We start from the raw sequence: 22,684 nt of genomic DNA on the forward strand, positions 1-22,684 counted from the left end.
ACCGGCTAGGCTTCTAGAAGGCCAAGCTGCGGGACGATGTCGTCGCCGGCGGCAGTGCGGCCGAGCGAACGCGGGGCCAGGTCATCCAGAACCGCGGCAAGGTCCCACGGCAGCTCATCGCGGCACTCAATACGCTCCCCCGTCACGGGATGGTCAAATGCGACGCGCCAGGAATGAAGGAATTGCCTGGTCAGACCCTGATCGGCGCGTGCATCGCACTTGCCGTAGAGTGGATCGCCCACGCAGGCGTGGTTGATATGGCGCATATGCACACGAATCTGATGTGTGCGGCCCGTAAACAGGTGGCACTCGACGAGCGTATAGCCGTCGTCAAAACGCGTGGAATCGTAGCGCTCAAGGACCTTAAAGGTCGTAATGGCCTGGCGCGCAAAGGGGTCATCAGAAACCGCCATCTTGACACGGTCGCGCGTAGACCGGGCAATGCCGGTGTTAATGGTGCCCTCATCCATAGCGATATGACCGTGAACGAGCGTAATGTAGCGGCGGTCGAGCGTGCGCGTACGGATAAGGTTTTGGAGCGCGCGCTGGGTGTCGTCGTCCTTTGCCGCAAGCATGAGACCCGAGGTATCGCGATCCAGGCGATGCACAATACCGGGGCGGTCCTCGCCCTGCACGGTGCCCAGATGGTCGATACCACAGTGATAGACCAGGGCATTCGCGAGCGTACCGCTCTCATGACCATGTGCAGGATGGCACACCAGGCCGCGCTGCTTGGAGAGCACAATGAGATAGTCGTCCTCATAGCGAATATCGAGCGGGATGGCCTCGGGAATCACATCGGTGGGATCGTGTGGCTCGGGCAGATCGACCGAAATACGGTCGCCGACTCGCACGGCGTACTTTTTGGACAGGCAGGTCTCGCCATTGACACATACGGCACCGCCCTCAATCAGATGCGCGCAGGCAGAGCGCGTGGGACAGCCATCGTTGGCGCCCAGATAGGCGTCAAGACGCTGACCAGCGGAATCATCGGCAACGAGAATATGGATGTCGGCCATTAACGCTCATTCCTTTCGCGAATCTTGCGGGCACGCTCCCCACGTTGTTTAGCCTTGCGCATGGCGCGGGCCTCGTCACGGGCGTTAAGCTCGGCGGTCGCATCGACCTCACGGGCCGCGGGACTCAAGAACATGTAGCCGAAGAGGGCGAGCACGACGCCCAAGGTAATGCCGATATCGGCCACATTGAAGACGGGGAAGTCGATGAAGGTGGTTGCAATAAAATCGGTCACGAAGCCAAAGGCCAAACGATCGATAGCGTTGCCGATAGCACCGCCCGCAACCATCGCCATGCCCACAACCTCAAGATGGGCGAGCTGGGGCGCACGAACGAGGTACACGGCAATAGCGATAATGACCGCCAACGCCAGCACGGCAAACGCGATGCCATGCCCCTCACCCATACTAAAGGCAGCGCCGATATTGCGGACAAACATAAAGTCGATCACACCGGGGATGACAGTCACATGCAAAGCGTCGCCGACGGCACGAACCGCAAGCTTGGTCAGCTGGTCAACAAGCAGCACAACCAGCGCCACCCCACCAGCAACACCCAACCGCCAACGCAAAGGCGGCGTCATATCCCCAGTACGACCCAAATCAATCCCCTACCCTCAAGAACATCGAATTACGTTTAATGCAAATCAATATCTTATATTGACCAGCAACGAAATAGCCGATGATTCGTTACCGACAGCGAAAACCCGCCAGAGCGAGCAAGGTGCCTTGAAGCGAGGCGGCATAGACCTTATGGTCATGCCGCCGAAGCTGAAAGGCAGATTGCCGCTCTGGCGGGTTTGCAGCGTCGAGCCGTTACGCGGTTTGGTAAAACCGCGTAACTACAGCGCGTCAGCGCAGCGCTTGCAGATATGCGCGTGGCCGTTGTACTCGCCGACGGTGGTGCGATAGTTCCAGCAACGGTCACAGCATTCGCCCTCGGCAGCCTCAATAGCAACGGAAAGTTCCTCGCCCTGGGTCAGCTCAACATCGGAGACGATGTAGAACTCGGCCAGATCGACGGCCTTGTCGCCGGTCAGCAGCGCGTACATCTCGGCGGGAACGACCGCCTTGACACGGACCTGCTGGCTCTTGGTGAAGGTGCCGGCGGAGCGGGCATCCTCAAGGGCCTTGGTCACGGCGCTACGGAGCTCGAGCGAAGCCTCGAGCACGCCCTCGAACTCATTGGCCTCGTCGACCGTGATGGGCGACTTGTACCAATCGAGCAGCGCGGCGTACTTCTGGTGGTCGACGCAGCCGGCGGGCGCATAGGCCATGGCCTCGTCGACCGTGTAGGACAGGATCGGCTGCAGGTCGCGCATGAGCATCGAGAAGAGCTCGGCAAGCACGGTCTGGGCGCTGCGGCGCTCGAGCGAGCCGGGCTTCTCGCAGTACAGACGGTCCTTCAGGGCGTCGAGGTACACGTTGGAGAGCTCGGTAACCACGAAGTCGTAGAGCGCACGGTAGGCGCGCGGGAACTCGTAGCTGGCGTAGGCGTCGTCGACCTCGGCCTGGACCTGAGTCAGGCGGGCAACCATGAGCTTGTCGAGCGGCAGCAGGTCGGCAAAGGCGACGCCGTCGGTCTCAGGCTCAAACTGACCCTCGAGCTCGGAGAGCAGGAAGCGCAGCGTGTTGCGGAAACGACGGTAGGCATCGGACGTACGAGCAAGGATCTCATGGTCGATGGAAACGTCGGAGCTGGTGTCGACGGAGGCGACCCACAGGCGGATGATGTCGGCGCCCATCTCGTCACAGACCTTATTGGGGTCGATGACGTTGCCGAGCGACTTGGACATCTTGCGGCCCTGGCCGTCGAGCGTGAAGCCCTGCGAGACGACTGCCTTGTACGGAGCATGACCGTTGGCACCCACCGAAGTGAGCAGCGAGCTCTGGAACCAACCGCGGTGTTGGTCGGAGCCCTCGAGATACACGTCCGCCGGATACTCCAGCTCGGGGCGATACTCACAGACGGCCTTCCAAGACACGCCGGAGTCCCACCACACGTCGAGGATGTCCTTATCGGCCTTGAGGTGATGGCCGCCGCACTTGGGGCAGACGCAGGCCTCGCCCAGGTAGCTCTCGGGAGCGTCGGTGAACCAGGCGTCGGAGCCCTTCTCGTGGAAGAGCTTGATGACGGCGTCGAGCGTGGCGTCGTTCATGACCTTCTCGCCGCAGTCGGCGCAGGTGTAGCTCGGGATGGGCACGCCCCAGTTGCGCTGACGGCTGATGCACCAGTCGGGACGCTGCTCGACCATGGCACCGATGCGGTTGGCGGCATGCGCCGGATACCACTTGACGTTCTCGCGGACCTCTTTGCCAGCCTGCTCGCGCAAGCCGGTCTTGTCCATCGAGACAAACCACTGGTCGGTAGCACGGAAGAGCACCGGATGCTTGCAGCGCCAGCAGTGCGGATAGCTGTGCGTGATCTTCTTCTCGAGGACCAGGGTGCCGCGCTCGCGCAGGAACTCGATGATGTGCGGGTTGGCCTCGTCGGTATCCATACCGCTGAAGGGGCCGCCGGTGCCAAACTCCTCACCGGTGTAGAACTTGCCATCGTCATCGACCGGCATGCAGATGTCGGTGATGCCCTCCTTGAGGCAGGCAAAGTAGTCGTCGACGCCGTGGCCGGGCGAGTTGTGGACAATACCGGTACCGTCATCGACACCGACGTAATCAGCCAGCAGCGCCACGCCCTCAACGCCGTCAAAGATCGGCTGCTTGTAGTGGATGTGGTGGAAGGTCTCGGCGGGAACCACGTAGGGCTTGCCGTCGACCATGACCGGGGTGTACTCCCAGCCAAACTCCTCGCAGCACTTGGGAGCCAGGTCCTCGAGCATGACCTCGGCACGACCATCGTGCTCAACGGCGACGTAGGCGGCACCGGGCTTGAGAGAAACTGCCTGGTCGGAGGGGATGGTCCACGGCGTGGTCGTCCAGATGATAAAGTCGACCGGGCCGTCGAAGTTCTCGAGGCCGGCAGGCTTGGAGGTCATCTCAAAGCGAACGAAGATAGAGGGGCTCGTCTCGTCGGAGTACTCGATCTCGGCCTCGGCCAGCGCGGTGTGGCAGTGCTTGCACCAGTGGACGGGCTTGTGGCCGCGATAGATCATGCCCTTGTCGAACATAGCCTTGAAGACCTCGATGTCGGCGGCGTCATGCTGGTGATAGAGCGTCAGATACGGGTTGTCCCAATCGCCGAGCACGCCCAGGCGACGGAAGCCGGCCTTCTGCAGCTCGATGTTCTCGACAGCGAACTTATTGCAAAGCTCGCGGATCTTAGCCGTGGAGGTCTGGTTGAACTTCTCGGTGCCGAGCTTCTCCTCGACCTTGTGCTCAATCGGCTGACCGTGGCAGTCCCAACCGGGGACATAAGGAACCTCATAGCCCTGCATCATCCAGTAGCGGTTGATCATGTCCTTGGAGATCTTGTTCATGGCATGGCCGATGTGGATCGGGCCGTTGGCGTACGGAGGGCCGTCGTGCAGCACGAACTTCTTATGCCCCTCGTTCTTCTTTAGAACTTGCTCGTAGACCTTGTTGTCCTGCCAGTCCTTGAGTCGCTTGGGCTCGGACTTGGAAAGACCGGCACGCATGGGAAATCCGGTTTTGGGCAGATTCATCGTCTGCTTGTACTCGTTTGCCACGGTACCCCTTTCATGTCGTGGGCGCGCACGCCCTCTGGGCACCAAAAAAAGCGCCCGTCCCTGCAAGCTGGGACGAAGCGCCATAAAACGGGCTGTGCGCCCGCAAAAGCTCTTCGCTTAACCACCCAGCTTAGATGCCCTCGCCCGCTTCTAGCGCGCTCGCATCCGTTACTCGGCTGGCCTGTATCGACGACCATCTCGGCGATATCTACTGAGACGTGCCTGTGCGGCACGTCCGTTGGGACCGCAGCTCCGGGGTGATTTTCATCGGTCGCATGCACGGGTTCTCAGCGCTCCCCGCTCTCTGTAGCATGCGGATGGCCGACTACTCGTCCCCATCAACGCTTATGCGGAGTATGCTAGCACGTTCCTCGCCGGCGAAAAACCCTCAACACTGGTTTTATACGTTCGAAATTTCTCGCGGCTGTGGACCTTCTCTTGGAGCAAAATACCTGAAAGCACTTTATCGAACGAAAGAAGGTTGCTATGCGCACGATTGGAATGAGCGACTACACCGTTGGGGAGGATTGCTTTGACGAGCTGCCCGGCGCGCTGGCCGAGTACGGCGCGAAGAAGGTCGCGATCATCGGTGGCAAGCGGGCACTGGCCGCAGCACTTCCCGGTATCGAAGCTGCGCTGGCGGGTACCGACGTCGAAATTCTCGAGACGCGCGTCTACGGCACCAACAGTACGCGTGCCAATATCGCCAAGGTCGTGAATTCCCCTGCCTGCCAGGAAGCTGACGTGCTTATCGCGTGCGGCGGCGGCAAGGCGCTCGACACCGTGAAGACCGCAGCCATCGAGCTCAAGAAGATCGTCTTTACGGTCCCGACGATCTGTTCCAACTGCTCCGCCGCGACCGCCATTGCCGTCGTGTACAACGACGACGGCTCGCTCGAGGGCTATTCGTACCCCAACCGACCGGCGCACATCTTCATCAACCCCAAGATCATCGCCGAGGCACCGGCGGAGTACTTCTGGGCCGGCGTAGGCGATGCCCTCTCTAAGCAGCCCGAGGTCGAGTACGCCACGAGCGCCGGTGATTTGGAGCACACCGCCGGTCTTGGCCTGGCACTCGCCCACACCTGCTCCGAGCCGCTGTTTACCTATGGCGTCCAGGGTCTTGAGGACGTGCGCCAGGACCTGTCGAGCGAGGCCGTCAAGCAGATCGCGCTCGATATCGTGGTCAACACGGGCTATGTCTCGAACCTGACCAACCAGAACGATTACTACTACAACTCGAGCGTGGCGCACGCGTTCTACAATGCCACCTGCAGCATTCCGCGTGAGGGCACCTACCTGCACGGCGAGGTCGTGAGCCTGGGCGTGCTCGTGTTGTTCGCCTACACGGGCGACACCGAGAACCTTGAGCGCTACGCCACCTTTAACAAGCAGATGGGGCTGCCCGTGACGCTTGAGCAGGTCGGCCTTACCGAGGCCGACATTCCGGCGCTGTGTGAGTATGCCCACGCCACCAACGAGTGGAAGCAGGGAAACCCCGAGCCCTTCACCGACGAAAAATTCGCCGCCGCCATCAAGGCCGCCGACGCCTACGGCCACACCCTCCTCGCCTAACCTACCAAAAAGGGACAGGTTTATTTTGGCAGGTTTTATCTGGGCAAACGCCATTGAACATCTGTTGAAATAGTTTAGCTTGTCAGTAAAGGGGGCGACCATCTACTCGATGGCCTCCCCCTTTCATTTGCTATTCCAACATACTGGGGTCAAATTCGCTGGCCGGAATCACGCGGTACCCGTGACGCAGCAGCAGGTCGACGAAAACACCGTTGCCCGGAGTGAGCGTGCCGCTGAAGGTTCCGTCGTAGTTACGGCCGACGCCGCACGAGGGACTGCGATCTTGCAGGATGCACGCGACTATCTCTTCCGGTCCGCCTGCCTGCTCGCACATATCGAGCGCACGTTGGGCACCCAGGCGAAATTCGCGATCAACCGAGATGCCCTCGCAGGTACGGACCTCGCCGTTCACAATCTCGGACGGCTTGCGCGGCGTGGGCAGGCCGCCAAAGACCTCAGGGCACACCAAGAGGACCTCGGTCCCCGTGCGCTCGCAAGCCTCGACCAGCTCTCGATGATAGTTGTCGAGCCCGTTATACTTGCAGCTCTCGCCCATTAAACAGGCGCTCACCACGATCTTCATATACAACACTCCCCACGCAAAACGCCCCATTTGAGATGGGCACTCAAATGGGGCGATTGACACTGCGCAACCAGTATTACTGCTGCTTTGGCATCAGCGGATTCTCGCGCGTGAGGAGATTCATAAACTCCTCGCCCGTGATCGTCTCCTTCTTGTACAGGTAACGAGCCAGCTCGTGGAGCTTAAACTTGTTCTCCTTCAGGATCTGCAGGGCGCGGTCGTGCGCATCCTCGATCAGCTTGGCGACAATCGCGTCCACGCGCTCGGCCGTACCGGGAGCGCAGGTGAGCGACGTGTCCTGGTTGAGGTACGCATTCTGAACGGTACCGAGCGCCATCATGCCAAACTCGTCGGACATACCAAAGCGCGTCACCATGTTACGGGCGAGCTTGGTGGCCTGCTCGATATCGTTGGCGGCGCCGGTCGTCATCTCGCCAAAGATAAGCTCCTCGGCGGCACGTCCGCCGCAATAGACGGCGAGCTTGTCCAGCACCTCCTGGCGCGTGGTCAGGAAGCGCTCATCCTCCTCGACCTGCATGGTGTAGCCCAGAGCACCGCTCGTGCGAGGCACGATGGTGATCTTGGTGACCGGCGCAGAGCCCTTCTGGCGAGCGGCAACGATGGCATGGCCGATCTCGTGGTAGGACACAACCTGCTTCTCATGGTCGGACAGCACCGTAGACTTACGCTGCTGGCCGGCGATGACGACCTCCACCGACTCCTCGAAGTCGTCCTGCGTGGCGCGTTTGCGACCCTCACGGACGGCACGCAGGGCGCCCTCGTTGATGATGTTGGCCAGGTCGGCGCCCGAGGCACCGGGCGTGGCGCGGGCAATTGCGGTCAGATCGATCGGCGGCTCGGTCTTCACACTCTTGGCGTGGAGCTCGAGGATGTTCTTACGTCCGGTCAGGTCGGGCAGCTCAACGGGGATGCGGCGGTCAAAACGACCGGGGCGCAGCAGGGCGGGATCGAGGCTGTCGGGGCGGTTGGTTGCGGCAAGGACAACGATACCCTTGTGGTTATCGAAGCCGTCCATCTCGGTCAGCAACTGATTGAGCGTCTGCTCGCGCTCGTCGTTGCCGCTAAAGCCGCCGCCGTCACGCTTTTTGCCGATGGTATCGATCTCGTCGATAAACACAATGCACGGGGCCTTTTCCTTGGCCTGCTTAAACAGGTCGCGCACCTTGGCGGCGCCACGGCCGACGAACATCTCGACGAACTCAGAACCCGAAATGCTAAAGAACGGAACACCAGCCTCGCCGGCAACAGCCTTGGCTAGCAGGGTCTTACCGGTACCCGGAGGGCCAACAAGGAGAGCACCGCGCGGCAGCTTGGCGCCAATCTCCTCGTAGCGCTGCGGCTTCTCCAGAAAGTCGACGACCTCCTTGAGGGATTCCTTGGCCTCTTCCTGGCCGGCGACATCCTTAAAGGTCACGCCCACGTCCTTGGAGGCGATCACGCGCGCGCCGGACTTACCCAGTCCACCGCCGCCAAAACCGCCGCCGCCAAAGTTCATCGACGGACCGTCATCGCCCATGGCCTTCTTCATGCGGCGGTTGAGCCACCAGCCGATCAGGAAGAAAATCGCCATGGGAAGAATGAGCGTAAGCAGGTAGTAGGTCATCAGACCCGAGTTCTTATCGGGAACGACCGACTCAAGCGAGGCGCCAGATTCAAGCACGCGATCGGTAAAGCCCGCGTCATTCGGCACACCGGTCGTCTTGTAGGCGATGTTCTCGTCCTCGCCCTTCTTGGTGTAATAAATCGTGTAATCGTCCGTGTTGTACTCGACCTTGTCGACACTCTTCTTATCGAGCGCTTTGACAAACGTCGAATAATCGGTCTTCGTAATCTGCTGCGTGTGACCGATGTTGGGGAACAGAACGGTCGAGAGCACGAGGTAGACGACGAAGGCGATGAGCACGTAGAGGATCATATTCCGTCTACGTTTGTTGTCATCCATCTCCATCTGCTTGAACTCCATCTACTGGGGTTGATAATGCTTTCTAGAATACCCAACCCGGACGGCGATAAACCGACGCCGGGCACGAAAGGACAGAGATGGCATCACTGGAAGTCGGCAAGGTTCAAATCTATACAGGCGACGGCAAGGGCAAGACGACGGCTGCGCTGGGGCTCGCGCTACGCGCCACGGGCTATGGACTTAACGTGCTCATGCTTCAGTTTGCCAAGAAGCTGCACTGTGCCGAACATGACGCAGCACCTCGATTGGGGCTACGCATCGTACAAGCCGACCGCGACACGCCCGAAGCCTGTGCCGCACAGATCATGGAGCTGGCGCGCGAGCAGATTAGCCAGGTCGACGTGCTGATCTTGGATGAGCTGGGAGAAGCCATGCGACGGGGCTTTGTGACGCGCGAAGATGTCGAAGCGTTGATCGCGATGAAACCGACCACCACGGAGCTCGTGTTCACCGGCCGTGGCTTGCTGCCCCTCGCCGACCTTGCAGACCTAGTAACCGAAATGCGCCCCGTCAAACACTACTTCGACGAAGGCCTCCTAGCCCGCCAAGGCATCGAATACTAGCCATTGCGGACGTCCCCAATGGCTAGGCGGTGGCGCGACCTAGCCAGTTGCCGCTGTGGTGGTAGATGGTGAACATTATGGCGGTGATGAGCCAGGTTACGGGGTAGACCAGCAGCAGGTGCTCAAGCGACGGATCGAACGGCATAATCGCAAATACCCAGATCACCCTGAGCACGACGGTGCCAAAAATCGTGAGCAGCATGGGCTGCAAGCTCACGCCGGCGCCGCGGATGGAACCCGAGGCGTTCTCGATAATCGAGAAAATCGCATAGAACGGCGCAATGAAATGGAGGATGGTCGTGGTGTACGCCGAAATCGAAGCATCGTCGACAAACAGGCGCGACAACGGACCCGAGAACACCAGCAGCACGGCAGACAGGCCACCAATGAGCATAAACGACAGCACGAGCGACGTGTGGTATCCCTTTCGCATGCGATCATAATTGCGCGCACCAAAGTTCTGCGCCGAGAACGTGGTAATCGACACGCCAAGCGCCTCGGTAACCATCCAGACAATGCCATCCAGGCGGCCCGAAAGACCCCAAGCCGTGGTGACATCGGCACCAAACGAGTTGACCGACACCTGAATCAAAACGTTGGAAATCGAATACGCAGCAGACTGAAAGCCAAGCGGCAGACCACACGAAATCATGCTCTTACAAATACCAGGATCAATGCCGAGTTTGGACAGTGAAAGCCGCCACGAACCCGGTGCGTGCATCATACGAATCACGATCATCGTGGCATTGGAGCAAATGGTCAGCGCCACCGCGATGCCGCAGCCCAGAGCCTCCATATGAAGTACGGCAACGAAGATGACATCCAGCACCGCATTAACAAGGCAGCCGGAAGCGATGATCACAGCGGGCCCGCGCGTGTCGCCCACGGCGCGCAGCAATGCCGTTCCCATATTGAGCAGCAGCGCCGCAACCATGGCGGCAAAATAGCAACGGGCATAGGCCACGCCCTCGGCCAATAGTTCATGCGGCGTATTCATAAGCACCAGCATGGGCTCAACGAAAACTATGCCAAGAATCGAGAAAGCGATACCGCCCACCAGCGCGAGCGTCATGGCCGTGTGGACCGATCGGCTCAGGCGCTCGTCATCGTGCTGGCCAAAAAACTGGCCCGTTATGACCGCGCAGCCGGCACCGACGCCAACGCAAAAGCCAATGCAGAGCTCGGTGAGCACCATCGTGGCCTGAATGCCACCCAGCGCGAGCTTGCCGCCAAACTGACCGACGATATAGGTACCGATAAGCGTGTATGCCTGCTGAAAGAACGAACTAAAGAAGATGGGAACGCACAGCGACAGCAGCTGCTGCCAAATGACACCCTGCGTTACATCGATAGCCGTAGATTTCTTAGCCACACGCCCTCCCCGCTAGCGTACGCCAAACAACACATCAATAGTACGGCAAAGCCGCTTTCAGCTTGACACCGACCGAAGGCAGTCGAAACACCTCTGGCGGCAAAGCTCGAGAGCACCCCACTAGTGATACAGCCCCGGCTGGTAGTGGTACTCGTTGCTCACATGCGGGCACAGCTGCCAAAAGGCGACAGCACTTGCCGCGGCCACGTTAAGCGAATCGACCCCGTGCGCCATCGGAATGCGCACGGCTCGGTCGCAGCCAGCAATGGTCTTGGCGCCTAAGCCAGCACCCTCGGTGCCCATAAAGATTGCCAGGCGGTCAATCTCCTGCAGCGCGGGATCGTCCAACGACACCGAATCATCCGTCAACGCCATCGCGGCACACGAAAAGCCGGCATCGTGCAGCGCCGCCAGCCCATCATGCGGCCATACGCGCGCCTCGCTGCCAATGCGTGTCCAGGGCACCTGGAACACCGTGCCCATGCTCACGCGGGCCGAGCGACGGTACAGCGGATCGCAGCACGTAGGGCTCACCAAAATGCCATCGACGTTCAGCGCAGCCGCCGAGCGGAAAATCGCGCCGACGTTGGTGTGGTCGACAATACCCTCGAGCACGCACACGCGCACCGGGCGCTCTCCCGCCGCCTCGACGACGCCGCCCAAGAACTCATCAACCGGAATCTGACGCGGGCGACGGAACGCCGCGAGCGCACCGCGCGTCACGTTAAAGCCCGTCAGCTGCTCCATAAGCTCCATCGAGGCCACGAACACGGGAACCGGGCCCGCACCTTCGCGTACCGCCAGGCGCTCAAACAGCGGCATCATCTGGTCGAGCCAGCGTTCGCCCAAAAGAAAGCTCACCGGCTCGTATCCGGCGCGCACCGCGCGCTCGATAACCTTGGCACTCTCGGCGATAAAGATGCCCTTTTGCGGCTCCAGCACGCAGCGCAGCTCGCGCTCGGTCAGTCGCACGTAGGCATCGAGCCGCTCGTCCTCGAGCGAATCGATTCGCAGCACCTCAACGGCATCAGTCATAGCAGCCAGCCCGCACCTTTCTTTACAGCACATCTATACCAAACGAGGCGACGCTAAGCGCCGCCCCATGCAATCAAATAACCCGATGATACCGTTCACGCCAGACGATTTACGCCTCAACGCGGCGATACGTCACGAACTCATAATCGACACCCTCGTCGCCCTCGCCCGCGGCAATCGTGGCAACACCGCCACGCCGCGCAATCTCCCACGCGGGATCGGCATCTAGATCGGGAAAGTACGTATCCACGTCATGCACGCAATGGTCATGCGTAACCTCGGCCTCCACGCAATACGGCAAAAACTGCCGATAGACATCGCCGCCACCGAGCACCCATGCAACAGCCTCATCGGCAACCGCGGCGAGCGCTTCCTCAATGCTATGCACCACGTCAACGCCCTCGGGGGCAAAGCCCTCGTCGCGCGTGAGCACAATGTTGCGACGATTCTTGAGCGGTCGTCCGCCGGGAAAACTCAACAGCGTCTTGCGCCCCATGATGACCGGGCAACCTTTGGTGCACGCCACAAAATGACGCATGTCGGCACGGTTGGACACCACCATGTCGCCCTCGCACCCAATGCCCCAGTCATCGCACACGGCGACAATGGCAGAAAGCTTACACGTCATGCGCGTCACCTACACCGCAATGGGGATGTTCTTTACCTGCGGACCGTGCTCATAGCCCTCGACGATCAGGTCGTCGGTCGTAAACGCGTAGAAATCATGCACATCGGGGTTGAGCGTTACCTTGGGAGCCGCAAACTGCGGACGCTCGATAAGCTCGCGGACGATATCGACATGGCGGTCGTAAATATGGGCATCGGCGATCACGTGCAGCAGCTCGCCAGCAATCATATCGACCGACTGTGCGACCATCATCAACAGAATGGCATACTGGCATACGTTCCAGTTGTTCGCGGCCAAAATGTCCTGGCTACGCTGGTTGAGAATCATGTTGAGCGTCGGTTTATCATCCTGCGGGCGCTGCGTCACGTTATACGTCACGCTGTAGGCGCACGGATACAGGTGCATCTCGGACAGGTCGCTAAACACATAGGTGTTCGTCATAATGCGGCGGCTGTACGGCGTGTGCTTGAGGTCGTACAGCACACGGTCCATCTGATCAAAGTCACCCTCGGCATAATGGCTCTTCTGGCCAATCTGATAGCCGTAGGCCTTGCCGATAGAGCCGGTCTCGTCGGCCCACTCATCCCAAATATGGCTGTTGAGGTCATGTACGTTATTGGACTTCTTCTGATAGATCCACAGGATCTCGTCCATAGCAGACTTAAGCGCCGTACGGCGCAGGGTAAGTGCCGGGAACTCTTCGCGCAGGTCATAGCGCGCCGTGACACCAAAGTTTTTAATGGTATAGGCAGGGGTGCCGTCCTCCCACACCGGGCGGACCTTTTGGCCCTCGGTGGTGGTGCCATGGTCCAGAATATCGCGGCACATGGCTACAAACTGTTGATCAGCCTTGCTCATTGACCCTCCTGTCAGTCGCCTACAAGCGAGATTCATTGTAGCCCAGGCGCACGCGGCCCCACAGCCCTAACATAAGCCCTCATTTTCTGATATATGCCAGAAATTCCTTGCGCTCAATGAGCATCGAGTTATCCTATTGTTGACATATGTCAGATAAGGAGTGCGCATGGCAGGAAGACGCGAAAAACTGCGCCGCGTCGGGATCATCCCCGAATACCGCGGCTTTACCCCTGACGGCCTAGCAAGCGGCAATGCCATCGACATGACGGTCGACGAGCTCGAGGTGCTGCGCTTGTGCGACCTGGAAGGCCTCAATCAGGAGGCCGTCGCCCAGCACATGGGCATTGCCCGCGCCACGGTGGCGGCAATCTGCAGCCGCGCGCATCGCAAGGTGGCAAACGCGCTGGTCAACGGACGGGCGATCGTCATCGAAGGCGGCAACATCACGTACTCCCCCATTTCCGCGACAACAGCCGCATGGCCAGCAAAGGAGGTCGACACCATGAGGGTGGCAACCACATACGACAACGGCAACATCTTTATGCACTTTGGCCGCAGCGAGCAGTTCAAGATCTACGACATTCAGGACGGCAAGGTGCTCAACGAGCAGGTCGTGGGCACCGGCGGCACCGGTCACGGCGCCCTGGCGGGCCTGCTCGCCAACGGCGGCGTGAACACGCTCATCTGCGGCGGCATCGGCGGTGGCGCTATCAACGCGCTTGCCCAAGCCGGCATCACGGTATACGCAGGTGCCCAGGGCAGCTGCGACGCTTGCGTCGAGGCCCTTATCGCCGGCACGCTCGCACAGAACGGCGAGGCCACGTGCGGCTGCCACGGCCATGACCACGAACATGGCGAGTCCTGCAGCTGCCACGGCCATCGCGAGCACGAGGGTCACGAGGGCTGCGGCTGCCACTAATGGCACGGCACCGCGAACTTGGGGCGCGACGCTGAACGCAGCCCAACAATCAAAGCCAACAACAAAGGCCACCCGGTAGCTTCCGAGTGGCCTTTGCCATATCAAGCTAGAATTACAGCCCTATTTCTTATTGCGCATCTGCGCTTCCATCTGGCGCAGCAACTCCATATCGGACTTGGGACCGCCCGTACCCAGGCCGCCCATGCCGCCCAGACCCATAGCGTCCAGGCCAGGGATATTGGGCATGCGCATCCTCTTGCCCTTCTTGCCCTTCTTGCCCTTCTTGCCGCCGGCCTGTGCCTGATTGGCCATCGTGCGCATGCGGCCCATCATCTTATTCATCTCGCCCCACTGCTTCATAAGGCTGTTGACCTCGGTGGGGGTCACGCCGGCGCCCTTGGCAATGCGAGCACGGCGCTGGCCGTTGATGATGGAAGGACGCAGGCGCTCCTCCTTGGTCATCGACATGATGATGGCCTCGTTCTTATCGAAGATGCCCTCGTCCAGGTTGCCGCCCATCTGGTTGAGCGCACGCTGGCCGCCGGGGAGCATGCCCAGGATACCCTTCATGCCGCCCATCTTCTTGACGGCTTTCATCTGGTCGAGCATGTCGTTCATGGTAAAGCCCTCGCGCAGCATACGCTCGGCAGCCTCAAGCTGCTCTGCATCGGCTGCCTCCTGGGCCTTCTCGATAATACCTACGACATCGCCCATGCCCAGAATGCGCTTGGCCATGCGATCGGGATAGAACGGTTCAAGCGAATCGGGTTTCTCGCCCATGCTCACAAACTTGATGGGCTTGCCGGTCACCTGACGCACCGAAAGTGCGCCACCGCCACGGGCATCGCCGTCGAGCTTGGAGATAATCACGCCATCAAAGTCGGTGCGCTCGGCAAACGTCGAGACGACGTTGACGATATCCTGGCCGGTCATGGCATCGACGACCATCAGCACCTGGTCGGGCTTGACGGCCTTCTTGATGTCCACGGCCTCCTGCATCATCTGCTCGTCGATCTGCAGACGACCGGCTGTATCGACAATGACCACGTCGCGCAGGTGGTCGACGGCCTCCTGGATGGCGCCCTTGGCGATGTCGACCGGGTGCGCACCGTCGCCGCGAAAGACTGGTACGCCGATCTCGCCACCGAGCGTGGCCAGCTGGTCGGCAGCGGCGGGACGATAGACGTCGCACGCGGCGAGCAGCGGCGAGCGGCCCTGCTTCTTGAGCAGGTAGGCCAGCTTTACGGCCGCCGTGGTCTTACCGGAGCCCTGCAGACCCACGAGCATAATGACATTGGGGATGCGGTTGCTAAAGACGAGCTTGCTCTCGGTGGAGCCGAGCATCTCGGTGAGCTCGTCGAGCACGATCTTGACGACGTTTTGCGCCGGCGACAGCGACTCCATGACCTCAGCGGTCATGCAACGCTCCTTGGTCTTGGCGACAAAATCCTTGACGACCTTGAAGTTAACGTCGGCTTCGAGCAGCGCCATGCGAATGTCGCGCATGGCCGAGGTGATATCGGCCTCGGTCAGCTTGCCCTTGCCGCGCAGGCGGTCAAATGTGTCGTTGAGGCGATCGCTCAGGGAATCAAACACTGTTTACTCCTTAATTGGACTCGCCCACCAGGGCGCGGCAGAAATCTTTGGCATTGAACTCCTGCAGGTCATCGACCTGCTCGCCCACGCCGATGCGCAGGATCGGGAGCTTGAGCTTCTCGGCAACGGCCATGGCGATACCGCCCTTAGCCGTTCCGTCGAGCTTTGTCATGATAATACCGTCCAGACCCAGCGCCTCGTTAAACTCGAGCGCCTGGTTCAGACCGTTTTGGCCTGTCGCGGCATCGATCACGAGGACAACTGAGACCGGCATGGGGCCGGCGGCCATATTGGCGGCGCGCTTACGCGTCACGTTGACCACCTTGGCGAGCTCGCGCATGAGCTCGGGACTCGTGTGCAGACGACCGGCGGTGTCGATAAGCACCAGGTCGCTGCCGCGCTTGTCGGCCTCGTCGAGCACGTCGTAGCAAACGCTTGCCGGGTCGGAGCCGCGGTCGCGCTTGATGACGGGGACACCGGCGCGCTGGCCCCACACATCGAGCTGCTCGATGGCGGCGGCGCGGAAGGTATCGGCCGAGCCGATCACGACGTTCTTGCCGCGGGCGGCCATGGCGCTCGCGATCTTGCCGACCGTCGTGGTCTTGCCGGCACCGTTAATGCCCACAAACAGCACGCAACTCGGCGTGTCAGCGAACGGATCGCGCTCGGCGGGCACAAAATGCTGCTCGAGCTGCTCGGCCAGGGCGCGACGGAGTTGCGGAGCGGTCTTGAGGTTCTTCTTGGCCGCGGTATCGCGCAGGTCATCGGAGACCTGAATGGCGACCTCGGCGCCCATGTCACCCATGACGAGGGTGTCCTCTAGATCCTCCCAAAAATCCTCATCGACCTCGCCGCCAAAGTAAAAGACCTCGTTGAGGGCCTCGCGGCTGCGCTCAAGTCCGCGCGAGAGAGCATCGAAGAATCCCATTATGCATTCACGACCTTTCCGGTTTCGCGATCAAGTTTTTGCGAGACGACGCGACTGACGCCGTCGGCTTGCATCGAGACGCCGTAGAGGACGTCAGCGTCCTCCATAGTACGGCGCTGATGTGAGATAACCAAGAGCTGCGTATCGGAACGCAACACGTCGAGTGCGCCGATGAGCTTGGACAGGTTGGCGTCATCGAGTGCCGCCTCGACCTCGTCCAGCACATAGAACGGCACCGTGCGCGTGCGGTACACGGCAAAGAGCAGGGCGAGCGCCGTCAGGCTCTTCTCGCCGCCCGACATGAGCATCATCTTGGTAATGCGTTTGCCGCGCGGCTGCGCCACGACCTCGATGCCTGTCTCGGCCGGATGCTCGGGGTCGGTCATCTCCAGATGCGCCTGGCCGCCCGGGAACAGCATGGCGAAGATCTCGCGGAAGTTCGCATCGACCTTCTCAAAGGTCACCAGGAAGGCTTTACGCATCTTGCGGTCGATGGCCACCGTGATCTTGGTGAGCGCCTTGCGTGCGCTCTCCAGATCGGCCAGCTGCTCCTCGATGTAATCGGCGCGGCGCTTGAGCTGCTCGTACTCCTCCATGGCAACCTGGTTCACAGGGCCCAGGTTGTTGATCTGGCGCACGAGCTGGTTGAGCTCGCGCTCGGCGGCATCGCGGTCGGTAGGCGCAGGAAGCATGAGCGCTTCCTCGAGCACCGTGGTGCCATCGGCGGTAATGGCCTTGATGGCCGCCTCTACCTGCACCTCGAGCTTGCCGTGAGAGACCTTGAACTCATTTTGCGTCGCCGTGGCGGCATCGACCCGCTCCTTGGCACGAGCAACCTCGGCCTTGGCGTCTTCGATGGTCTTCTTAAGCGAGGCCGAGTCCGCCTCCTCGAGCGAAGCCTGGTCACGCAGACGCGCGGCCCAATCCGACGCGCGCTCCAGCAGGGCCGAATAGCGCTCGTGCATGGGATCGACGCGCAGGCGCAGCAATTCGAGCGAGCGCGAGGCCTGGCGTGTTCCGCGGATACGGCGGTCGATGCCCTCCAGGCGATGCTCCAGGTCGGGCACACGGCCCTTCAGCGAACGCAGACGCTCGCTCGTCTGGGCCAGGCGCACCTTGGCATCGGCGAGCTTGCCGGCGGCCTCGGAATCGTCACGGCGCACGCGATCAAGCTCGTCGTTGGCTTCGGCAATCTGGAGACCCAGGTCGCTTGCCTGCGCACGGGCCTCGTCGCGCGAACGGGTGAGCTCGTCCACGCGCGGGCGCGCAGCGCGAACGGCCTCGGCGGCCTGCTCGCGGCGCTTGGAGATGCGCACGCGCTCGACCTCGGCGTTGTTGGCGCTTTGCTCCAGGCGGCCGATCTCGGAGAGCAGCGAGCGGCGCTCGCCCTCAAGACGGGCGATCTCGCCGGCGGCATCGCCCTCGGCGGCACGTGCCTCCTCGACGGCCGCATTGGCCTCGACGACCTGATCCGACACATGCTCAAACACAGCAGCCAGATCGGGCTCCAAGCCCTCCAGCTCACGAATACAACGCTTACGCTCCAGGGCACCCGAGGCCTCGCCGGCATCGAGCCCCACGCGCACCAAGCCTCCACAGCTCACGCGGGCGCCATCGGGCGTCACGTAGGTCACACCGTCAACGACTGGTGCCGCCAGTGCGGCAGCCAAGTCATCGACCACGTAATAGCCACCGAGCAGGGCCTCGACAACCGGGCCATAACCGGAGCGCACGGACAGACGATCGACCAGACGCGAACCGGCAGCGCCCTTAGCAGCAGCACCGCCGCTCACGCCGCGCGCCACCAGCAGTGCCTCGCCCGAGGCCTTCTTTTGGTCCAGAGCCGCACGACCGGCACGCTCAAGCGTGGCGGCGTCATCAAACAGCAAGGCATCGATATCGCCAGCAAGCAGCTGCTCGACCAGGCCCTCGAGCTCACGAGGAGCCTCGAGCACGTCGCCCAGACGACCCGAGACATCATCGCCCATCGCGCCCATCAGACGGCTCACCAGCGGCGAGCTGTCGGCCATGCGGGCATCGAGCTTCTTTTGGCTGGCAAGCTCCGAGCGCACCTCAGAAAGTTTGTTGCGCGCTTCACTCTCACGATTACGCAAGTCCTTCAACGCCGCACGGGCGACCTCGGTGGCCTCGCGAGCATCAATCTGGGCCTGGCGGGCCTGATCGAGCGCACCGTCAAGTTCCTCAGCGCGGTCGCGACGGCTCTCGAGCGAGGCCGTGACCTCCTCGAGCTGCTCGTCGATCTGCTCCAGGCGCGAGGCGTACATGTTGTCCTCGACCTCGGCGTTGCTCAGCGAGTCCTTCACCTTGGCGAGCTCGAGCGCGGCGTTATCGGCCACACGCTGCACATCGCGCTGCTCGCGCGTGAGCTGCGAAATCTGATTGTCGAGCGCCACGCGACGCTCGTGGAGCTGGGCGGCGGCAGGACCGGCGGCGTCAACGTCGTCCTGGGCCTGCATGTGCGCACCGGTCACTTCCTCAAGCTGGGCACGCGCATCCTCGAGCTCCTCGACCACGCGACGACGCTGATGCTCGGAGCTCGAGATCTGGCCGCGCATGTCGGACAGGCGCGACACCATGTTGTGGCCCTTTTCCTCGAGTAGGCGCATGTCGGAGTTGATGCGGCCGACCACGTCTTGCATATGACGGCGCTGCTCGCCCAGATCACCCACAAACAGGCCCTTTTCCTCGAGCATGACTTGGAGCTTCTCGAGCTCGCGCTCTTTTTCGCCCAAGCGGTATTGCGCAAGCTCAAGCTCGGCAGTGCCCTCCTTGGAGCGGCTCTCCAGGTCGTTCCACTGCGACTGCAGCGAACGAAGCTCGTCGACGGCCAGCATCTGCGTAAGCTCGTTCGCACGCGAGGACAGCTCTTTGTACTTGCGCGCGCGATCGACCTGACGCTCCAGCGGCCGCAGCTGGCGGGCGATCTCCTTATTGATGTCGCGGGCACGGGTCAGGTGCTCGTCCATCGATTTAATCTTTTTGAGCGCACGCTCCTTTCGGCGCTTGTGCTTGGAGATGCCGGCAGCCTCCTCGATCAGGGCGCGGCGCTCCTCGGGGCGGCTCTGCAAAATGGCGTCGAGCTTGCCCTGGCTGATGATGGAATGCGTATCCTTGCCCAGGCCCGAATCGTGCAGGATGTCCTGAATGTCCATCAGGCGGCACGGGCTCGAGTTGATGAGGTACTCGCTTTCGCCCGAGCGATACATACGACGGGTGATGGCGACCTCGTCAAAGTCGACGGGCAGCATATGGTCCGAGTTATCGAGCACCAGCGTGACCTCGGCGACACCCACCGGCTTGCGCGCCGACGAGCCCGAGAAGATGACATCCTCCATGGCCTGGCCGCGCAGCTGCTTGGCACTCTGCTCGCCCAGGACCCACAGAATCGAGTCGGAGATGTTCGATTTTCCCGAGCCGTTGGGACCGACGATGACGGTCAGGCCCGGCTCAAATGACATATGGGCGCGGTCGGCAAACGACTTGAACCCTTTGAGCGTGAGGGACTTGAGATACACGGTTCCTCGCTTAAACAGGCTTCTTGTTAAGAATCACGCCGTTGGTGGTGTAGCCCATGCGGTCGAGCGCCTCGAGTGCAGCGGCCCCCTCGGCCTCCTTCTTGGAGGACCCGGTGCCGCGGCCCTGGCGAATACCGTCGATGAGCACCACAGCGGTAAAGGTGGGCGCATGTGCGGGGCCCTCGGAGCCGACCAGCTTATACGCGGGAGGCTCGTGGCCGTCTGCCTGCACGCACTCCTGCAAGAACGACTTGGGGTTCGCGGGGTGCTCGGCACGCTCGGTGGCCAGGTGCGGCTTAAGCGTACGGTGGATGAACTCCGCCGCTGCATCCCAACCGGCATCCAGGTACAGCGCGCCCACGAGCGACTCGTAAACGTTCTCAAGCGCCGAGTGCAGGCCACGGGCGCCGGTACCGGTCTCGGAGGCGCCAAAGATGATGATGTCGTCGATACCCAGCTCGTGCGACACCTCGGACAGCGTGGCGCCCGAGACAAGGGACACCTTCAGGCGCGTGAGCTTGCCCTCGTCAAACTCGGGATAGGACTCAAAGAGCGAACGGGCCACCACGGCGCCTAAAATGGAATCGCCCAAAAATTCAAGGCGCTCATAGCTGGCAGAGACCGGCAGGCCCTCGACGGCCGAGGGATGCGTGAGCGCCGCGCGCAGCAGCACCTTGTTATTGAACTCATGGCCCAGAATCTCCTGGGCGCGCGTGAGTCGTTCAGACAAAGCCAAGACTTAGGCCTCCTTGGCGTTTTCGATCGCGTCGACGGCGTCGGCGACAGAGTTGAGCGACAGCAGGGTCTCGTCATCGATTTCGAGGTCGAACTCGTCCTCGATGGCCGTCACCAGCTGCAGACGCTCGAGCGAATCGGCATCGAGATCGTCAAAAGTGGTCTCGTCGCTAATGTCGGCGACATCGACGCCCAGCACGTCAGCGGCGACTTCGGCGATCTTATCGAAGATTTCGGAGCGGTCCATAGCGCTTCCTCTCGTATGTCATGGAACACAACACAACACGGCAATCGAAGCCGCGTTGCAATACGGCTCCGATTCTACCCCACACGGTACAGGTTGAGCCACGTAACGGGGCTCTTACAAAACGATACCGTCCATGGAATTGGCAACGTCCTGGACAAGCCCGACGCGCACGGCCTGAGCCGCGGCAAGCGTACCGTTCTTGACGGCCTCGACTGACGTAGCACCGTGGCCGATCAACACGACGCCGCGCAGGCCCAGCAGGATCGCACCGCCCTTGGCATCGCCCGAAAGCTTAGCCTTAATCTGGCGCATCTGCTTTTTAATGAGCAGCGCGGCGATCTTGGTGCCGAGCGAGGACATAAAGGCACCCTTGAGCTCCTGAAGCAAAAACTTGGCAGCGCCCTCGGTGGCCTTGAGCGCGATGTTGCCCGACATGCCATCGGCGACCACGACGTCAAAATTACCCGACGTAAGATCGGTGCCCTCGCAGTTGCCCACAAAGCCGGGAACAGCGGCCTTCATGGCCGGGAAGCACGACTTGGTGAAGTTGGAGCCCTTCTCGTCCTCGGTGCCGTTGGCAAGCAGGCCCACGCGAGGATGCTCGATGCCCAAAACCACGCGGGCATAGGCAGCACCCATCTGGGCGAAGCGCACCATATCGTCCACCGTGACATCGGGATTGGCGCCCATATCGCACAGCACCGTCAGGCCACCGGCACGATTGGGCAGTGCGTTGGTCAAGCACGGACGGACCGGCTGCTTCTTGCCCTCTGCCAAATACCTAAACGGCGTGACGTAGGCCGTGGCGGCAGCGGTCATGGCACCGGTCGAGCCGGCCGAGAAAAACGCGTCCGCATTGCCCTTCTTAATGGCACGACATGCAAGCACGATCGAGGACTTGCGCTTGGTCATCACAGCGCGGATGGGATCGTCCTCCATGCTGATGACGTCGGGGGCTTCCAAGGCCTCCACGCGGGCATGCGCTGCGGCAAAGGGGTTGACGATTTCGGCGGGACCGACGGCCAAAATCTCGATCTCGGAATCTGCCGCAAGCGCAGCCTCGATACCATCGAGAACAACCTGGGGCTTCTCGTCTCCGCCCACAACGTCTACACAAACGCGAACGTTACTCATTTCATATGCTCCTTATACAAAAATGGCCGACTCATTGAGCCGGCCATTGTGGTTCCAGTTGGAACGGCATCGTATCCAGAGTATACAGTTACTCGGTAACGATAACCTCGCGGTCCTTGTAGAAACCGCAGCTGGGGCACACGTGGTGCGGGAGCTTAACAGCGCCGCAACGGGGGCACGTGGACTGAGCCGCAGCCGAGATCTTCATGTTGGCGGAACGACGGGTATGGGTGCGGATACGACCCTGCTTTTGTTTAGGTACGGGCATAGTGACCTTCCTTATGAACTATCCAGTGTGGCGATTACGCGCAAGTAGCGATATTACCACAGT

Annotated in this window: 19 protein-coding genes; 3 read left to right on the top strand and 16 right to left on the bottom strand. The window is 61.1% G+C overall.

Annotated elements, in window-relative coordinates; genetic code table 11:
* Positions 1–5 precede the first annotated feature (5 nt).
* The 3 genes from AAA138_RS03375 to ileS all read right to left on the bottom strand — a co-directional run bounded on the left by AAA138_RS03375 (position 6) and on the right by ileS (position 4,660).
* Positions 6–1,019 carry an RluA family pseudouridine synthase gene (locus AAA138_RS03375; RefSeq protein ID WP_349089560.1) on the bottom strand — a complete coding sequence of 338 codons (1,014 nt, stop codon included), beginning with the start codon at positions 1,017–1,019 and terminating at the stop codon, positions 6–8.
* A complete protein-coding gene (gene lspA / locus AAA138_RS03380; RefSeq protein WP_349089561.1) occupies positions 1,019–1,618 on the bottom strand; it encodes a signal peptidase II in 600 nt (199 codons plus the stop codon). Before lspA ends, AAA138_RS03375 begins: the two co-directional genes overlap by 1 nt.
* Positions 1,619–1,858: 240 nt before the next feature.
* On the bottom strand, positions 1,859–4,660 hold the full coding sequence (gene ileS, locus AAA138_RS03385) for an isoleucine--tRNA ligase (RefSeq protein WP_349089562.1): 2,802 nt from the start codon (positions 4,658–4,660) through the stop codon (positions 1,859–1,861).
* Between the two features lie 486 nt (positions 4,661–5,146).
* On the opposite strand from ileS, the gene AAA138_RS03390 reads away from it, so the two are divergent.
* A complete protein-coding gene (locus AAA138_RS03390) occupies positions 5,147–6,235 on the top strand; it encodes an iron-containing alcohol dehydrogenase family protein (protein ID WP_349089563.1) in 1,089 nt (362 codons plus the stop codon).
* A gap of 130 nt (positions 6,236–6,365) precedes the next feature.
* Here AAA138_RS03390 and AAA138_RS03395 read toward each other — a convergent pair whose 3' ends face one another.
* Positions 6,366–6,818: a DUF523 domain-containing protein gene (locus AAA138_RS03395; RefSeq protein ID WP_349089564.1), complete on the bottom strand. Its 453-nt coding sequence runs from the start codon at positions 6,816–6,818 to the stop codon at positions 6,366–6,368.
* Positions 6,819–6,894: 76 nt separating this feature from the next.
* A complete protein-coding gene (gene ftsH, locus AAA138_RS03400) occupies positions 6,895–8,787 on the bottom strand; it encodes an ATP-dependent zinc metalloprotease FtsH (protein ID WP_195520463.1) in 1,893 nt (630 codons plus the stop codon).
* 92 nt (positions 8,788–8,879) lie between these two features.
* Here ftsH and AAA138_RS03405 point away from each other — a divergent pair, with 92 nt between their 5' ends.
* Positions 8,880–9,365: a cob(I)yrinic acid a,c-diamide adenosyltransferase gene (locus tag AAA138_RS03405; protein WP_195245806.1), complete on the top strand. Its 486-nt coding sequence runs from the start codon at positions 8,880–8,882 to the stop codon at positions 9,363–9,365.
* Between the two features lie 22 nt (positions 9,366–9,387).
* Here the strand turns inward: AAA138_RS03405 and AAA138_RS03410 are convergent, their stop codons facing one another.
* The 4 genes from AAA138_RS03410 to thyA all read right to left on the bottom strand — a co-directional run bounded on the left by AAA138_RS03410 (position 9,388) and on the right by thyA (position 13,258).
* The gene (locus tag AAA138_RS03410; protein WP_349089565.1) at positions 9,388–10,737 is read right to left on the bottom strand and encodes an MATE family efflux transporter; all 1,350 of its coding nucleotides are present in this window, start codon (positions 10,735–10,737) and stop codon (positions 9,388–9,390) included.
* 120 nt (positions 10,738–10,857) lie between these two features.
* On the bottom strand, positions 10,858–11,772 hold the full coding sequence (locus AAA138_RS03415; RefSeq protein WP_349089566.1) for an RNA methyltransferase: 915 nt from the start codon (positions 11,770–11,772) through the stop codon (positions 10,858–10,860).
* A gap of 109 nt (positions 11,773–11,881) precedes the next feature.
* Positions 11,882–12,400: a dihydrofolate reductase gene (locus tag AAA138_RS03420; protein WP_349089567.1), complete on the bottom strand. Its 519-nt coding sequence runs from the start codon at positions 12,398–12,400 to the stop codon at positions 11,882–11,884.
* Between the two features lie 9 nt (positions 12,401–12,409).
* Complete coding sequence (gene thyA / locus AAA138_RS03425) at positions 12,410–13,258, bottom strand: thymidylate synthase (protein ID WP_154515464.1); 849 nt, start codon at positions 13,256–13,258, stop codon at positions 12,410–12,412.
* 166 nt (positions 13,259–13,424) lie between these two features.
* Here thyA and AAA138_RS03430 point away from each other — a divergent pair, with 166 nt between their 5' ends.
* On the top strand, positions 13,425–14,177 hold the full coding sequence (locus tag AAA138_RS03430; protein ID WP_349089568.1) for a DUF134 domain-containing protein: 753 nt from the start codon (positions 13,425–13,427) through the stop codon (positions 14,175–14,177).
* A 120-nt stretch (positions 14,178–14,297) separates the two neighbouring features.
* Here the strand turns inward: AAA138_RS03430 and ffh are convergent, their stop codons facing one another.
* The 7 genes from ffh to rpmF all read right to left on the bottom strand — a co-directional run bounded on the left by ffh (position 14,298) and on the right by rpmF (position 22,621).
* Complete coding sequence (ffh, locus tag AAA138_RS03435) at positions 14,298–15,773, bottom strand: signal recognition particle protein (protein WP_349089569.1); 1,476 nt, start codon at positions 15,771–15,773, stop codon at positions 14,298–14,300.
* A gap of 10 nt (positions 15,774–15,783) precedes the next feature.
* Positions 15,784–16,701 carry a signal recognition particle-docking protein FtsY gene (gene ftsY, locus AAA138_RS03440; RefSeq protein WP_349089571.1) on the bottom strand — a complete coding sequence of 306 codons (918 nt, stop codon included), beginning with the start codon at positions 16,699–16,701 and terminating at the stop codon, positions 15,784–15,786.
* Positions 16,701–20,237 (bottom strand): chromosome segregation protein SMC, encoded by a 3,537-nt coding sequence (smc, locus tag AAA138_RS03445; RefSeq protein WP_349089573.1) that lies wholly within the window; start codon positions 20,235–20,237, stop codon positions 16,701–16,703. The genes ftsY and smc overlap by 1 nt, the downstream gene beginning before the upstream one ends.
* A gap of 10 nt (positions 20,238–20,247) precedes the next feature.
* The gene (gene rnc / locus AAA138_RS03450) at positions 20,248–20,973 is read right to left on the bottom strand and encodes a ribonuclease III (RefSeq protein ID WP_022094014.1); all 726 of its coding nucleotides are present in this window, start codon (positions 20,971–20,973) and stop codon (positions 20,248–20,250) included.
* A gap of 3 nt (positions 20,974–20,976) precedes the next feature.
* Positions 20,977–21,219, bottom strand: coding sequence for an acyl carrier protein (locus tag AAA138_RS03455; protein ID WP_035138134.1), 243 nt, complete (start codon positions 21,217–21,219; stop codon positions 20,977–20,979).
* Between the two features lie 114 nt (positions 21,220–21,333).
* The gene (gene plsX, locus AAA138_RS03460) at positions 21,334–22,353 is read right to left on the bottom strand and encodes a phosphate acyltransferase PlsX (RefSeq protein ID WP_349089574.1); all 1,020 of its coding nucleotides are present in this window, start codon (positions 22,351–22,353) and stop codon (positions 21,334–21,336) included.
* Positions 22,354–22,441: 88 nt separating this feature from the next.
* Entirely contained in the window at positions 22,442–22,621 is a 180-nt protein-coding gene (rpmF, locus tag AAA138_RS03465; protein ID WP_022094017.1) for a 50S ribosomal protein L32, read from the bottom strand.
* Positions 22,622–22,684: the final 63 nt, after the last annotated feature.

Source organism: Collinsella sp. CLA-JM-H32B (genome assembly GCF_040098065.1).
Lineage (GTDB): Bacteria > Actinomycetota > Coriobacteriia > Coriobacteriales > Coriobacteriaceae > Collinsella.